Source organism: Sporosarcina sp. P13 (assembly GCF_002743055.1).
Taxonomy (GTDB): Bacteria; Bacillota; Bacilli; order Bacillales_A; family Planococcaceae; genus Sporosarcina.
This window is the reverse complement of sequence record NZ_PDYM01000055.1, coordinates 1-14073: the sequence shown is the minus strand read 5'-3', so window position 1 is coordinate 14073 and position 14073 is coordinate 1. Positions and strand designations below refer to the sequence as shown.

Sequence of the window (14073 nt, the reverse complement as noted above, 5' to 3'; positions counted from 1 at the left end):
TGACGTACTACAATCATTATCGTGGGCAATGGAATTTAAAAAAGTTGCCGCCTGCAAAATACAGGCAGCAACTTCAACAACTAGCATAGGCTTTTTTTAATTGTCCTTTACAAAGGGTACAGTTTATAATCATGTGCGGTTGTTTTTTATCTAGCAATTTAGTTGTGTGAGAAAACGCTTACAAGTTTTGCGTTGACAAACAAAATAGAAAACGCTTACTATAGATTAAACGACTATATAACGACAGTTTTGAATTATCTAAAAGTGGATGGGGTGAACACTGATGAAACAAAGAGAAAAACGGGATATAAGTATCTGGTGGGCAATCTTACCGCTTGTACTGATGATTTTAGTTATGATCGTCACAGTAGTAAAACTTGAACAAGGTCCACATATGCCTTTGATAGTGGGAACTTCGCTGGCAGCAATTGTTGCATGGCGTCACGGCTTCTCGTGGAAAGAGATCGAGGAAATGATGTATAAAGGAATTCGACTAGCTTTACCGGCAGTCGTGATCATCATGTTAGTCGGTTTAGTTATCGGTTCTTGGATGGGCGGCGGAATTGTTGCGACGATGATTTTTTATGGTTTAAAAATTATTACTCCTTCTTGGTTTTTAGTAGCAATTGCTTTAATTTGTGCAATTGTTTCATTGGCTATTGGTAGTTCGTGGTCTACTATGGCGACAATCGGTGTTGCAGGCATGGGAATAGGTTTGAGTATGGGAATTCCAGCGGGTATGGTAGCGGGGGCTGTTATTTCAGGCGCCTACTTTGGAGATAAGATGTCGCCTTTATCGGATACGACAAACCTCGCTGCGGGATTGACGGGTACGGATCTATTTGATCACATTAAGCATATGTTGTATACGACTGTTCCTGGACTGCTCATTGCACTTGGTGTGTTCACATTCTTAGGACGTAAATTTGGAACAGGAGAAGCCGAGCTAACGTCTATTGCAAAAACATCTCAAGTGATGCAGGACAGTTTTATAATTTCCCCATGGTTATTGCTCGTTCCACTAGCAGTTATTCTGATGGTAGCGCTAAAAGTTCCGGCAGTGCCAGCATTAATTATCGGGATTGTTCTTGGGTTCCTATCACATGTTACGCTTCAAGGTGGATCATTTGCGGATGCGCTTGATGCATTGCAAAGTGGTTTTGCAATTGAGACAGGCAATCAGTTAGTCGATAAGCTGTTCAATGGCGGTGGTTTAGATTCAATGATGTATACAGTTTCAATGACGCTCGTTGCGATGACATTCGGAGGGATTCTTGAGTATTCGGGAATGCTTCGTGCGATTATGAATCAGTTATTAAATGTCGTGAAATCTACCTCTTCATTAATCATTTCAACAATTGGTGCTTGTGTTATGACGAATGCTACGTGCTCTGAACAGTATATATCCATTGTTGTACCGTCAAGAATGTTCAGTAAAGCGTATAAAGATAAAGGTTTAAATTCTAAAAACCTATCGCGTGCGCTTGAGGATGGAGGAACTTTGACATCGGTGTTTATTCCTTGGAATACTTGTGGTGTCTTCATATTTGGGACGCTCGGAGTTAGTGTAGTAGAATACGGTCCATACGCAATATTGAACTTAGTAGTACCGCTAATCTCGATTATCTACGCACTTACCGGTTTTACCATCGTGAAACTAACACCGGAAGAGGTAACAGAAATGAATGCGAAAGAAGAAAGATTAGAAATGGAAGCACAACTCGAATAGTAGTTTTAAGTAAAGCAGAAAAGAAAAGCACGGGTTTTCCGCTGCTTTTCTTTTTTAATAAATCGGTAAATGTAATTGATAAAGCGCACGCGGTCTACCTTGTGCATAGGTCATCTCTTCACCAACAGTTTTGATCAATTCCTGATCGATTAGCTTTTTGATCGTTCGTTCAGCTGTTCTTCTAGAAACTTCTAAATAGCTTGCCAAGTCGTTTGCTGTGAAAGAGGATGCTTGTCTAAAATGATTAAATTGAATCAGCTTAGAAATAACGGCTGGACTCAAAGAAGTTTTAGAACTTATATCAAGAAGATCAGGGTCCTCAAGTTTCATAGCAACAGCTGGTATGACAGTTGGTAAAGGTCCGTGTAATTGTTTCTTTTCATCTAGCATGAATACTCCGTGGCTGTCCGATTTTCTTTCTAATTCTAGTGCACTGGCAGCATTTTCTCTTGCTTCCACAATCGTTTGTCCGCATCCAAACGCTAGGGAAGCTATAGGGGACAGTGAGTGGATCAACTGTGTAAACTGTTCTGTCTGTAAAGCAAATTCAATCGTGCCAAGTGTGGTGTACAATTGGAATATATCCTCTTCTTGCATCGATTGTGCATGCAAATGTGAAGCTAGTTGCTCTACTATTTCATGATTGAATGAATCAGGCAGGTGAACTTTTAATAAACCGACAGCGATTTTAGTCGCTTCGCTTCGTTGTAGCTGTGCTTGCTGTGCAGCATGTTCCAACGAACGGGTAATATTGCTGACAGGATCAATCATTCGAAAGGCAGGAATTTCAGCCGCTTCTAGTTGATCATACACGGCATGGACACTTGTAACGGCCATCTTTGTCCGTCCACTACGATAGTGTGCAAGATGAAAGTTTACGACAGCTTGTAAATCACTTGTAGTTGCCAGTTCGTGAATAGCAGGTTTCCCCATAACAGAAAGATGGTCCATATCCCGTAGCACATGTTCAATGTGAGTGCTATCTTTACTATCAATAGAAAGTTCGTGGATCGATAGGTTTTTTTCTGAAGCAAGGTATAATAAAGTGACAGCAATTGTATTTTCATTTTGCTGAAGATAAAATGAAGGAATAGATAACTTCTGTACTACTTTTTCAGCAGCTTCATAAGGTAAGGAGCCGGAAAATAAAATGGCGTGACAAGGTTTTAACTTTTGAAGCAAGCTAGGTGCTTCGGTAGGGTGCTTGTAGCGGTAGCAGTTGATACTTATATCTTTAGGAAGCGTCATAGCTTCGGCCCGCTGACAGAATGCTGTTGACCCAACGACTGCGATAGTAACCTTCATGTAATTCCTCCTAACATCATAAACGACTATTTAACGACAATCATACAATGGCAGTGAAGATCTGCCAACAAGAAAGGAAGTATTTTAATGAGAATTTCTGAAATAGAAGTATTTGCAATTCGCCTACCACTATATGAACCTTTTGTTATTAGCTACGCAAGTTATGATGACATGCCATCAATTATCGTGAAGCTAACGACCGATACAGGACATGTTGGTTACGGTGAATCCGTGGCGGACGACCACGTGACGGGTGAAAGTTGGGAAAGCACATTCGCTGTCATCTGCCATACCCTTGCCCCACAATTGATCGGGGAAAATCCAAGTCAATTTGAAAAAATCCATGAAGTGATGGACAAAGCAATTTATGGTGTACCTTCTGCCAAAGCCGCTCTCGATATTGCTTGTTTTGACGCAGTAGGGAAAGCTTATGGCGTACCTGCCTATGATTTACTCGGTGGTCGCTATCACGAGAAGTTTCCAATCACACATGTATTGAGCATTGCATCACCTGAACATATGGCACAAGAAGCCGCAGATCGTGTAGCGGAAGGTTATGAATCATTGAAGATGAAAGTCGGAACAGATTCGAAGGAAGATGTGAAGAGGATCCAAGCAGTGCGTGAACGAGTAGGAAAAGATATTGCTATTCGTGTTGACGTCAATCAAGGCTGGGTCAATAGTGCGACAACAGTACAGGCAATGAAACAATTGGAAAGTTGTAATCTGGATTGGCTAGAACAACCGGTAAAAGCAGATGACATCGATGGGTTAGTAGAGATCAAATCGAAAACATCTACACCACTAATGGCAGATGAAGGGCTGAAAGGGGTACGTGAGATGCGTGAAATTATCGCTAAACGTGCAGCTGATAAAGTAAATATTAAGCTAATGAAATGTGGCGGAATGTATCCAGCAAATAAACTTGCGCATATGGCAGAGATGGCAAGTATCGAGTGCCAAGTGGGCTCAATGGTCGAATCCTCAATCGGTTCCGCAGCAGGTTTCCACGTAGCGTTCTCGAAAAAGATCATGACAAGTGTCGAACTAACAGGTCCATTAAAGTTCAGTAAAGACGTTGGTAATTTACACTACGATGTGCCGTTCATTCAGCTCAACGAAAAGCCTGGACTTGGTATTGACGTGGATGAAAAAATACTTGAAGAGTTGACTGTTCGCAAAGAAAAGGTGACGGAATGATGAAGCAATCATTACAGGCTAACCTTTCCTTGCTAACAGAAGAACAGCTTCCAGAGATTATAGCGTTGCAAGAAAAGGTGGTTGCCGTTCTCGAAAAACCAGAATTTCTCCAGCCGTTAACGGAAGAGGATTATCTGTACATTCTAAAAGGCAATGGATTGATAGCAGGTGCATATGTCGATGATAAACTCATCGCATTTCGTGCCATGCTAGATCCAGGAAAAGATGACGAGCATTTAGGTATTGATGCTGGGCTTCCGACAGAAGAACTCACAAGCGTCCTTTACTCTGAAATTACCGGAGTAGATCCAGCATTCAGAGGCAATGGTCTCCAAACGATTCTTGGGAAATGGCTGATGGAGCATGTTGACACAGAGCGCTATCGCTATATTTGCACGACAGTCGCACCGCTTAACATACCGAGTCTAAAAGATAAATTCGCGCTTGGTTTACAGGTGGCTGCACTGAAAGTTAAGTATGGCAACAAGCTACGCTATATTTTATTCAAAGACTTAGAAGCGTCTGTTCAAACTGAAGCGAAACAAGAACAACGATTGTTAATGAGTGACACAGAAAAACAACGGCAAGTACTTGCAGACGGCTGGATCGGTCAGCGCATTGAGAAGCGTGATGCTGATTGGTATGTTGTATACGTGAAATGAGAAGTGGAAGGCTACCGTTTTGTTGCGTTTCAGACGGACGCGTAAATCACGAACCACTTACTAAGTACTCATCTCACTTGCTTTCATTTAATTTTATGACTTAAGCCCATGCATTCTAGAGTTTTCGGAGCGGACTCGATGAAATAAATTGTGTTTACAACTTCCCCTCCTAACACATACTATCTAGCGTATGGTGAAAATGACAGTAAGGGGGGTGACCGCGTGTTTGAGGATTTTAAATTAATTGATCCGCTATTTGAAGATCAGGTACACGAACGCCATCAATTTTGTTTGACAATTATTGGTGACGAGTACACGGGAATTATAGAGGATGGAGAAGTTTCTTGGTATCACCCACAGCCCCAGACGGTGTTGAGTGAGCAGCATGTGAATGAGGTAGAAGCAGGCGTGATTGCACTAGCAAAACTACATTAATACGATCCAGTCAAAGAAAACTCGCGCTGATGCATACTGGCGCGAGTTTTGGATTGTAGAAGAACGTAGCTTGAAACTAAATAAATACTTGACGATTGATTCCGGATCTAAATCAAAAATGTGCTCCCAACGCTACGCTTTTGCGAGTAAAAGCGTAGCGTTAGGAGCACACGCACATTAAGAAGATTGACTCACCGCACGCCCATAAGACACGCGTCCGCCCGGAACGCAATGAAACCGGATCCTTCCCAATTCCCTTCTAAAAGTTCGGAAACACTTTCCTAGCCCCGAGCAATAACCACGTACATAAAACATACGGCATCGTAACAACAGGAAGTCCGTACGGCATCAGAAAAGTTGTGACCGCGGCTGTTGTCGGAACTGCAAGGCACGCACCCAAAATACCCGTGACAATGGCCAAGCGATTAGACGCGTTCTTAAAGACAACTGTCACCGCCAAAATCACTAAAATTGCATTATAACCAAACAACCCCGCCTGAATCAGCGAATGCTCCCCGTGCAAGGCAAAAGCCGTTAGAACGGCAGCGATATTCCCGACAATCGCGAGAACACCGAAGCGCCAGCTCACCCAGAACAACCCAATATATAATAAAGCTGCTGAGAGTGAGTTTTGCAGAAAAAAGACTTGCCCAAGTCCGTTGAGCATCGCTTCCACATTGCTTATAGATCCCCCTACATTCAAGTCGAACCGTGATAAATCCTGTGGCACTAAATTGGATGACAATTGAATAATATCCAATCGATAAGAAGCTAGTAACGTCAACCAACTAACGATGATAAAGGGAAAAGTCAGAACGGGAATCCCAGTCCCACGCATAAAATGCATAACCGTAGCTGTAAAGAATGCCGTCACAGCGGCTCCTACTAAAGCGATGATCCATTGATAAGGACCAGTTAAAGAAAGGGTCAGCAGCATGCCGGTTAGAACGGGGCTATAGCCAAGCAATCCTTGATGAATCAGTTGTTCATCTGCCTTGCCAATAATACCGATAAGGACACTGATTAATGCTGAAAGAAACGCAATGATTCCGAGTAATGGAGAGGAAATTGCAATCGCCAGTAAAATTATAATTCCCAAAACTGTATTTTCAATAAAAAGCACTTGTGAAACACTTTTACAGGAAGCAATCGCAATCGAGCGAATAGTCATAAGTTCTCCCTTCCCTCTAAATTATTTACTCTTCGTATTCCTATTCTGTGTCATTGAAAAGAAATTATTAAGAGGTTTTCGAAAACATGAAGGATAAAGTACTTCATAAATGGACAATATGATAATTGAACACTTATACCAGATAAAACGATCTATGGAATAGGAGGACCGCAACATGCACTTATTACCAAGAGAAATAGATAAACTTCTCATTGTAGTGGCGGCAGATGTGGCAAGACGTCGTAAAGAGCGAGGCTTGAAATTAAATCATCCAGAAGCCGTTGCGCTAATCACAAATGAAGTAATGGAAGGTGCGCGTGATGGTAAAACGGTCGCGGAGCTAATGGCGTATGGTGCAACTATTCTTTCCCACGACGATGTGATGGATGGCGTGCCAGGAATGATTCATGACGTGCAAATAGAAGCAACTTTTCCGGACGGTACGAAGCTAGTTACTGTTCATCATCCAATCAATTAAATCATCGCGGGAGGAATAGAACATGCAGCCAGGAGAATTAATTCTACAAAAAGAAGATATCACGATCAATGTGGACAGAAAGATTACAACTGTCACCGCAAAGAACGTAGGTGACCGACCGATTCAAATTGGCTCACATTATCATTTTTATGAAGTCAATGGCGCCATACAGTTCGAGCGGGACATAGCTTTTGGCAAACGCTTGAATATTCCAGCAGGTGCCGCTGTCCGTTTTGAACCGGGCGATGAGAAAGAAGTGGAACTTGTGTGCTATGCAGGCAAACAACGGGTATTTGGTTTCAATAATAAAGTAGATGGATCTGTCAAAGGCGGGTGTAAGTAATGGGTTTTAATATGTCGAGAGAGCAATACGCGCAAATGTATGGACCGACAGAAGGTGATTCCATTCGTTTAGCGGATACAAATTTATTCATTCGTGTGGAGAAAGATTACACAAGTTACGGTGATGAAGTCGTCTTTGGTGGTGGGAAGGTAATTCGCGACGGCATGGGGGAAGATCCATTAATTACACGAAAAGACGGTGCGCCAGACACTGTTATTACTAATGCGGTGATCCTGGATTATACGGGTATTGTTAAAGCTGACATCGCTATTCGTGATGGGAAAATCGCGGGTATCGGTAAGGCAGGCAATCCGAATATTATGGACGGTGTTGATATTGTCATCGGTGCTTCGACGGATATTATTGCCGGCGAAGGGCTAATCGTCACAGCTGGTGGAATTGATACGCACGTCCATTTCATCAACCCAGAGCAGGTTAGAACGGCATTAAATTCAGGTTTGACGACGTTAATTGGTGGCGGTACAGGACCATCAGCGGGTTCAAAAGCAACAACTGTTACGCCGGGAGAATGGAATATGCATCGTATGTTGGAAGCTGCAGAAGGCCTACCGATCAACGTCGGCTTCACAGGCAAAGGACAAGCGGCGGGTGAAAAGCCGTTGATTGAGCAAGTGAAAGCAGGTGCAATTGGTTTAAAAGTGCATGAAGACTGGGGCGCTACTCCGTCGGCAATCGATCATGCCCTAGCTGTTGCGGATAAATACGATGTTCAAGTGGCGCTTCATGCCGATACGCTAAATGAAGGTGGTTTTATGGAGGATACGATGGCAGCGATTAAAGATCGTGTTATTCATATGTACCACACAGAAGGGGCAGGTGGCGGACACGCGCCTGACTTGATAAAATCTGCCGGCTACCCAAATATCTTACCTTCATCTACTAATCCAACCTTACCGTTCACAGTCAATACAGTGGATGAGCATTTGGATATGTTGATGGTATGCCACCATTTGAACCCTTCTATTCCCGAAGACTTGGCATTTGCCGACTCGCGAATTCGTCGTGAAACGATAGCAGCTGAAGATATTCTGCAAGATATGGGTGTATTCAGTATGACAAGTTCCGATGCACAAGCGATGGGACGAGTAGGCGAAGTCGTGCTACGTACGTGGCAGACGGCGGATAAAATGAAAGCACAACGGGGAACGATGGATGGTGACCACGAGCTATCGGACAATAATAGAGTCAAACGCTATATAGCAAAATATACGATTAATCCAGCAATTACACATGGGATTTCAAAATACATTGGCTCTGTAGAAGTAGGGAAATATGCAGATCTCGTCCTTTGGTCACCTGCGTTTTTCGGTGTGAAACCTGAAATGACATTGAAGAACGGTCTTGTTGCGGAGAGTTTGATGGGGGATGCGAATGCATCGATACCTACACCACAACCGGTGATTTACCGTAAAATGTACGCTTCAGTCGGTAAAGCATTAACATCTTCAGCAATTACCTTCATTTCGCAAGCTGCTTATGACGATAAAGTACATGTAAAACTAGGCTTGCAGCGAATTGTCTTACCTGTTGGCGGTATTCGTTCATTGACGAAAAAAGATATGAAGTTGAATAGTGAAACGCCAAAAATTGAAGTCGACCCGCAAACGTATGAAGTGCATATTAACGGTGAACATATTACGTGTGAGCCGGTAGATACATTACCAATGGCTCAGCGATATTTCCTATTTTGAGGTGAAAAAGTATGATTGTTGAAGAAATTCTATCGAATATCCATCAAATGGACGATCAAGAAGTAAAGAAACGGCATATTGAAAAAGTCTATTTGGAAAGTGCGCACTTAGTAAAACGAGTACAGCGTGTGAAAACCGATCACGGAAAAGAAATTGGGATTCGATTGAAAGAGCCGAAAGATCTGGTTGCGGGAGATGTCTTGTTTATGGATGACAAGAATTTGATTATGATCGACGTTATATCAGATGATTTACTCGTTATCCAGCCGAAAGACTTGAAAGAAATGGGAACAATTGCGCATAATCTAGGCAACCGTCATCTACCTGCACAGTTTGAAGATAACGTCATGCTTGTGCAGTATGACTACTTAGTAGAAGAATTGCTCCAACAGATGAAAATTTCATTTGTACGCGAGGAACGTAAAGTACGTCAAGCATTCCGTCATATTGGGCATAGTCATGACTGAATATTATCTGCCGTTACTGCAACTTTGTGACTCCAATTTTCCTACGGGTGCATTTAGTCACTCATATGGATTGGAGACTTATATTCAAGAAGACAAAGTACATGATCGAGAGTCCTTCGTAGAGTGGCTGACTGCATTCGTGCATGAACAGCTTATTTATACAGATGGTCTTGCTTGCCGCATCGCGTATCAAGCGCTAGCACAACAGGATTTTGAAACACTTTGGACTTTAGATCACAAACTGAATGTGCAAAACTTACCGTCTGAAACTAGAGAAGGTACGCAGCGCATTGGGCAACGGATGGGGAAGTTAATGCAGTCGTTGTATGACATTCCAATATTGACTGATTATATGGACAGAATTCAAAAGAAGCAGTCGTTTGGGCATCCATCTATCGTTTTCACGATAGTAGGTCATCATCTTAAAGCCACTTCATTCGCCACAACTTTATACTTTCTATATTCGACTTGTAGTAGCTTAATTCAAAATGCAGTACGGGCCATTCCACTTGGTCAAACCGATGGGCAGAAAACCATTCAACAGTTTCATGATGAATTAGTAAAAGCAACCGAATCCATTCAGCAATTAGAGGAAGAGGACTTTGGTGTGGTGTCACCAGGTTTAGAACTAGCACAGATGAAGCACGAACATGTGAATATTCGAATCTTCATGTCGTGATAATAAAGGGGTTTTCAAATGAATACGATAAAAATTGGCGTGGGTGGTCCTGTTGGTGCAGGAAAAACACTCCTTGTAGAAAAAATAACACGTGCCTTGCAAGGGCAAGTGAGCATGGCCGTCGTAACGAATGATATTTATACAAAGGAAGATGCAAAGTTTTTAATCCAGCATGGTGTCTTGCCTGAAGACCGCATCATTGGCGTAGAAACGGGTGGATGTCCGCACACCGCAATCCGCGAAGACGCCTCGATGAACTTCTCCGCAATCGATGAATTGATCAGCAGGCATCCTGATCTGGAGATTATTTTCGTGGAAAGCGGCGGGGATAACTTAGCTGCTACATTCAGTCCAGAACTCGTCGACTTTTCCATCTATATTATCGACGTGGCGCAAGGTGAGAAAATTCCGCGTAAAGGTGGACAGGGAATGATCAAATCCGATTTATTTATCATAAATAAAACAGACTTGGCCCCTCACGTCGGTGCTAGTTTGGAAGTGATGGAGGCCGACACGAAGGTATTTCGTGGAGAGAAACCTTTTGTCTTTACGAATTTAAAGGACAATTCTGGGCTCGATGAAGTGCTTCATTGGATAGAGGAGCATGTGTTGTTAAGGGGCCTGACGTAAATGGAGGAGTGGACGGGACTTCTTCAGTTGGCAGTGGCGGATCGTGGAGGTAAGACAGTGCCGAAGAGTGTCTACTTCCAAGGTGCGTTCAAAGTTATGCGCCCCATTTATCATTCCGCATCGGGTCAAGCGTGCTATTATTTACTGAATCCAGGTGGGGGTTATGTAGATGGGGATCGCTATCGGATGGATATTACAGCTGAAAAAGATTCGCGCTTAACGTTAACGACGCAATCAGCGACCAAAGTGTATCGAACACCTCGCAATCATGTGTATCAAGAAGCGAACTTTCATTTGAAGGGGGGTAGTTATCTGGAATATTTGCCAGATGCCTTAATCGCTTATCAACAAGCACGTTATACACAAAAAACGATTATACGGATGGATCCGACAGCGACGTTATTTTACTCAGATATCTTAACCCCAGGCTGGTCTCCGGAAAATCGACATTTTAGTTACGAACAACTACGTTTAGTAACTGAAATTTATATGGACGATGAACTGGTTGTTTTTGATCATTTAAAGTTACAGCCGGCCCTTCATACAATGGACGCGCTAGGTGTAATGGAAGGTTATACACATGTAGGTACAATTTTGGCTGTGCGTGAGGATATTACGCAAGATGTTATCAACAGACTCCATGAAGAGTTGATAACGTCATATGATTGCAGAATAGGTATTTCCCGTTTATCCACAGCTGGCTTTACAGTACGAATTTTAGCCAATCAAACACAAGTAGTTGAGCGAGTGATTGGGCAATGTCATCGATTCGTTAGCGAGGAATGGTTTCAGGAGAAGCCAAGTTTTTTGAGGAAATATTAAATAATCGAGATGTTCCCTTCGCGTCGCAGAGGGAACATTTTTTATATAGTGTTAGCATTTCAAGTGCCCATCTGCAATAGATATGTAAGTCTGTGATAAAATTAATGTATTACACTATGAAAGGTTGATATCCTTAATGCGAAATTCATCTGTCAAGCTTACTTCATTGTCTTCAAAAGGAGGCTGCGGCTGTAAAATTGGGCCGGCCGATCTTGCTGAAGTACTACATACATTACCTCCGGGTCTTTCTGATCCCAATTTGCTCGTTGGTCTCGATACAAGCGATGACGCAGGCGTTTATAAAATCAATGACACGACAGCCATCGTTCAAACACTCGACTTTTTCACGCCGATCGTCAATGATCCATATGATTTTGGACAAGTAGCAGCAGCGAACGCAATCAGTGACGTCTACGCAATGGGCGGCAAGCCGATTACTGCTCTAAATATCGTAGCATTCCCAATCCACACATTAGAGCGCAGTATATTGACAGAAATTCTACGTGGCGCTGGCGATAAGTTGAAAGAAGCGGGTGCAGTACTCGTTGGTGGGCACTCGATTGACGATCAGGAACCTAAATTCGGCATGCAGGTTACAGGAACAGTGCATCCTGACAAAATCCGAACGAATGCAGGCGCGAAGCCCGGTGACCGGTTGATTCTAACGAAACCAATTGGCGTAGGCATCATGACGACTTCATTGAAGAATGACTTATTGACGGAAGAAGAAGAAATCCGTGTCACAAAAGTAATGACTACGCTTAATAAAACAGCGTCTGAAGTGATGGATGACTATACAATCCATGCAGCAACGGACGTTACAGGCTTTGGGTTGCTTGGACATGCATCCGAAATGGCCAAGGGAAGCGGAGTATGCTTGCGTATCGACAATGAAAAAGTGCCGGTATTGCCACGTACGAGAGAATTGGCAGAAGCGGGTTCTGTACCAGGCGGAACGAAAAATAACTTTAAACACGTAGATGACGTCGTCGATTATCCAGAATCGCTTGATCAAATCGGCCGATGGATCTTATGTGATGCAGTAACGTCCGGTGGCTTGCTTGTTGCGGTTGCAGGCGACGAAGCAGATCGTCTTCTTGCACAGTTGCGCGAAGAAGGTGTCGATGCACATATTATTGGGGAAGTAACGGACGAGCAAGACGGCCGCATAATTGTCCAGTAAATCAAGGAAGTGGGGAACGACATGGTACGGGATATTACATTAACGGACGCATTGGATCTACAGAAACAACACGGACAAACCTTAGTTGATGTACGCTCACCTAAAGAATTTGAGGAAGCGACTATTCCAGGTAGCATCAATATACCAATCTTCACAGATGAGGAACGGGCTGAAGTAGGCACGCTCTATAAACAAGCGGGCAAGGAAGCGGCGATGGATCGTGGATTGGTGATATTTTCACAGAAACTGCCCTCTTTTATCGCAGAGTTTAAGAAAGTTAAGACGCCGGTGACAGTGTTTTGCTGGCGTGGTGGTATGCGCAGTAAAACAGCTATGACAGTTCTTGAATTAATGGGCATTTGCTCGAGCCGAATTAGCGGGGGGATCCATACATATCGTCAATGGGTCATAGAGCGATTGAAGGAGACGTTTACACCTCAATTAATCGTGTTAAATGGCTATACAGGTAGTGGCAAAACGAGAATTCTTCATAAGTTGAAGGACGATGGCTATCCTGTCATTGATCTAGAAGGAATGGCCGGGCACCGAGGTTCGATTTTTGGACAGATAGGCGTCAAACCAAATAATCAGAAGAAGTTCGAGTTGTTGCTTGCGGATAAATTAGTAAAATACGCTGACCATCCGTATGTCTTCATTGAAGGCGAGAGCAAGCGGATCGGACAAGTGCATATGCCGGAAAATCTATTTAAGAAAAAAGAGCAAAGCCCCCAATGGATCATTCAGTTGCCAGTATCGGTACGCGTAGAAGAAATTCTTTCTGAATATGATCCAGAAAAACGACCAGAACAGTTTTTGGAAGCTTTTTCTCGCATTCGCAAACGTATCCACCAGCCGATTGCTACACAAATTCAAAGAGATCTCGAAGCAGGACGCTTTGCGGAAGCCGTTGAACAATTGCTGACATATTATTATGATCCGCAATACGATTATACCGTCGCGCGCTTTGGGAAGTTTGGTGAGCATTTGATTGAAGTGGATACTGTGGAACAAGCGTATGAAGAGTGTGTGCAAAGATATAAGAATTTAATGAAATAAATTATATAAGCCGTTGTGGATTCCTGTTGGGTTGGGGATTTGCGAGGGCTTTTTTATTGGTTGCGCGCTCATAGTTCTAGGTCTCACGCTCATAGCCCCCGTCCCCGCGCTCATAGATGCCGGTCCCACGCTCATAGCCCCCGTCCCCGCGCTCATAGATGCCGGTCTCACGCTCATAGCCCCCGTCCCCGCGCTCATAGA

At 43.2% G+C, this 14073-nt stretch carries 15 protein-coding genes; 13 read left to right on the top strand and 2 right to left on the bottom strand.

Going from position 1 to position 14073, the window contains the following annotated elements:
• Positions 1 to 283 precede the first annotated feature (283 nt).
• Positions 284 to 1729 carry a Na+/H+ antiporter NhaC gene (gene nhaC, locus CSV79_RS15910; protein ID WP_099690032.1) on the top strand — a complete coding sequence of 482 codons (1446 nt, stop codon included), beginning with the start codon at positions 284 to 286 and terminating at the stop codon, positions 1727 to 1729.
• Between the two features lie 54 nt (positions 1730 to 1783).
• Here the strand turns inward: nhaC and CSV79_RS15905 are convergent, their stop codons facing one another.
• Positions 1784 to 3034, bottom strand: coding sequence for an HTH domain-containing protein (locus CSV79_RS15905; RefSeq protein WP_099690031.1), 1251 nt, complete (start codon positions 3032 to 3034; stop codon positions 1784 to 1786).
• Between the two features lie 87 nt (positions 3035 to 3121).
• Between CSV79_RS15905 and CSV79_RS15900 the strand changes: the two genes are divergently transcribed.
• From CSV79_RS15900 to CSV79_RS15890, 3 genes are all read left to right on the top strand, one after another.
• Entirely contained in the window at positions 3122 to 4234 is a 1113-nt protein-coding gene (locus CSV79_RS15900; RefSeq protein ID WP_099690030.1) for a mandelate racemase/muconate lactonizing enzyme family protein, read from the top strand.
• A complete protein-coding gene (locus CSV79_RS15895; RefSeq protein ID WP_099690029.1) occupies positions 4231 to 4896 on the top strand; it encodes an N-acetyltransferase in 666 nt (221 codons plus the stop codon). The genes CSV79_RS15900 and CSV79_RS15895 overlap by 4 nt, the downstream gene beginning before the upstream one ends.
• A gap of 222 nt (positions 4897 to 5118) precedes the next feature.
• Positions 5119 to 5331: a hypothetical protein gene (locus tag CSV79_RS15890; protein ID WP_099690028.1), complete on the top strand. Its 213-nt coding sequence runs from the start codon at positions 5119 to 5121 to the stop codon at positions 5329 to 5331.
• Positions 5332 to 5590: 259 nt separating this feature from the next.
• On the opposite strand, the gene CSV79_RS15885 is transcribed toward CSV79_RS15890, so the two are convergent.
• Positions 5591 to 6502 (bottom strand): urea transporter, encoded by a 912-nt coding sequence (locus tag CSV79_RS15885; RefSeq protein ID WP_099690027.1) that lies wholly within the window; start codon positions 6500 to 6502, stop codon positions 5591 to 5593.
• 175 nt (positions 6503 to 6677) lie between these two features.
• Between CSV79_RS15885 and CSV79_RS15880 the strand changes: the two genes are divergently transcribed.
• From CSV79_RS15880 to mnmH, 9 genes are all read left to right on the top strand, one after another.
• Complete coding sequence (locus tag CSV79_RS15880) at positions 6678 to 6980, top strand: urease subunit gamma (protein ID WP_099690026.1); 303 nt, start codon at positions 6678 to 6680, stop codon at positions 6978 to 6980.
• A gap of 22 nt (positions 6981 to 7002) precedes the next feature.
• A complete protein-coding gene (gene ureB / locus CSV79_RS15875) occupies positions 7003 to 7323 on the top strand; it encodes an urease subunit beta (RefSeq protein ID WP_099690025.1) in 321 nt (106 codons plus the stop codon).
• The gene (gene ureC, locus CSV79_RS15870) at positions 7323 to 9035 is read left to right on the top strand and encodes an urease subunit alpha (protein WP_099690024.1); all 1713 of its coding nucleotides are present in this window, start codon (positions 7323 to 7325) and stop codon (positions 9033 to 9035) included. The genes ureB and ureC overlap by 1 nt, the downstream gene beginning before the upstream one ends.
• 11 nt (positions 9036 to 9046) lie before the next feature.
• Positions 9047 to 9502: an urease accessory protein UreE gene (ureE, locus tag CSV79_RS15865; protein ID WP_099690023.1), complete on the top strand. Its 456-nt coding sequence runs from the start codon at positions 9047 to 9049 to the stop codon at positions 9500 to 9502.
• A complete protein-coding gene (locus tag CSV79_RS15860; protein WP_099690022.1) occupies positions 9495 to 10181 on the top strand; it encodes an urease accessory protein UreF in 687 nt (228 codons plus the stop codon). The genes ureE and CSV79_RS15860 overlap by 8 nt, the downstream gene beginning before the upstream one ends.
• 18 nt (positions 10182 to 10199) lie before the next feature.
• A complete protein-coding gene (ureG, locus tag CSV79_RS15855; RefSeq protein ID WP_099690021.1) occupies positions 10200 to 10811 on the top strand; it encodes an urease accessory protein UreG in 612 nt (203 codons plus the stop codon).
• Positions 10812 to 11633 (top strand): urease accessory protein UreD, encoded by an 822-nt coding sequence (locus tag CSV79_RS15850; protein WP_099690020.1) that lies wholly within the window; start codon positions 10812 to 10814, stop codon positions 11631 to 11633. It begins immediately after the preceding gene.
• A 136-nt stretch (positions 11634 to 11769) separates the two neighbouring features.
• Positions 11770 to 12816 (top strand): selenide, water dikinase SelD, encoded by a 1047-nt coding sequence (gene selD, locus CSV79_RS15845; RefSeq protein ID WP_099690019.1) that lies wholly within the window; start codon positions 11770 to 11772, stop codon positions 12814 to 12816.
• A 21-nt stretch (positions 12817 to 12837) separates the two neighbouring features.
• Positions 12838 to 13872: a tRNA 2-selenouridine(34) synthase MnmH gene (gene mnmH, locus CSV79_RS15840; protein WP_099690018.1), complete on the top strand. Its 1035-nt coding sequence runs from the start codon at positions 12838 to 12840 to the stop codon at positions 13870 to 13872.
• The last annotated feature ends 201 nt before the right edge of the window (positions 13873 to 14073 follow it).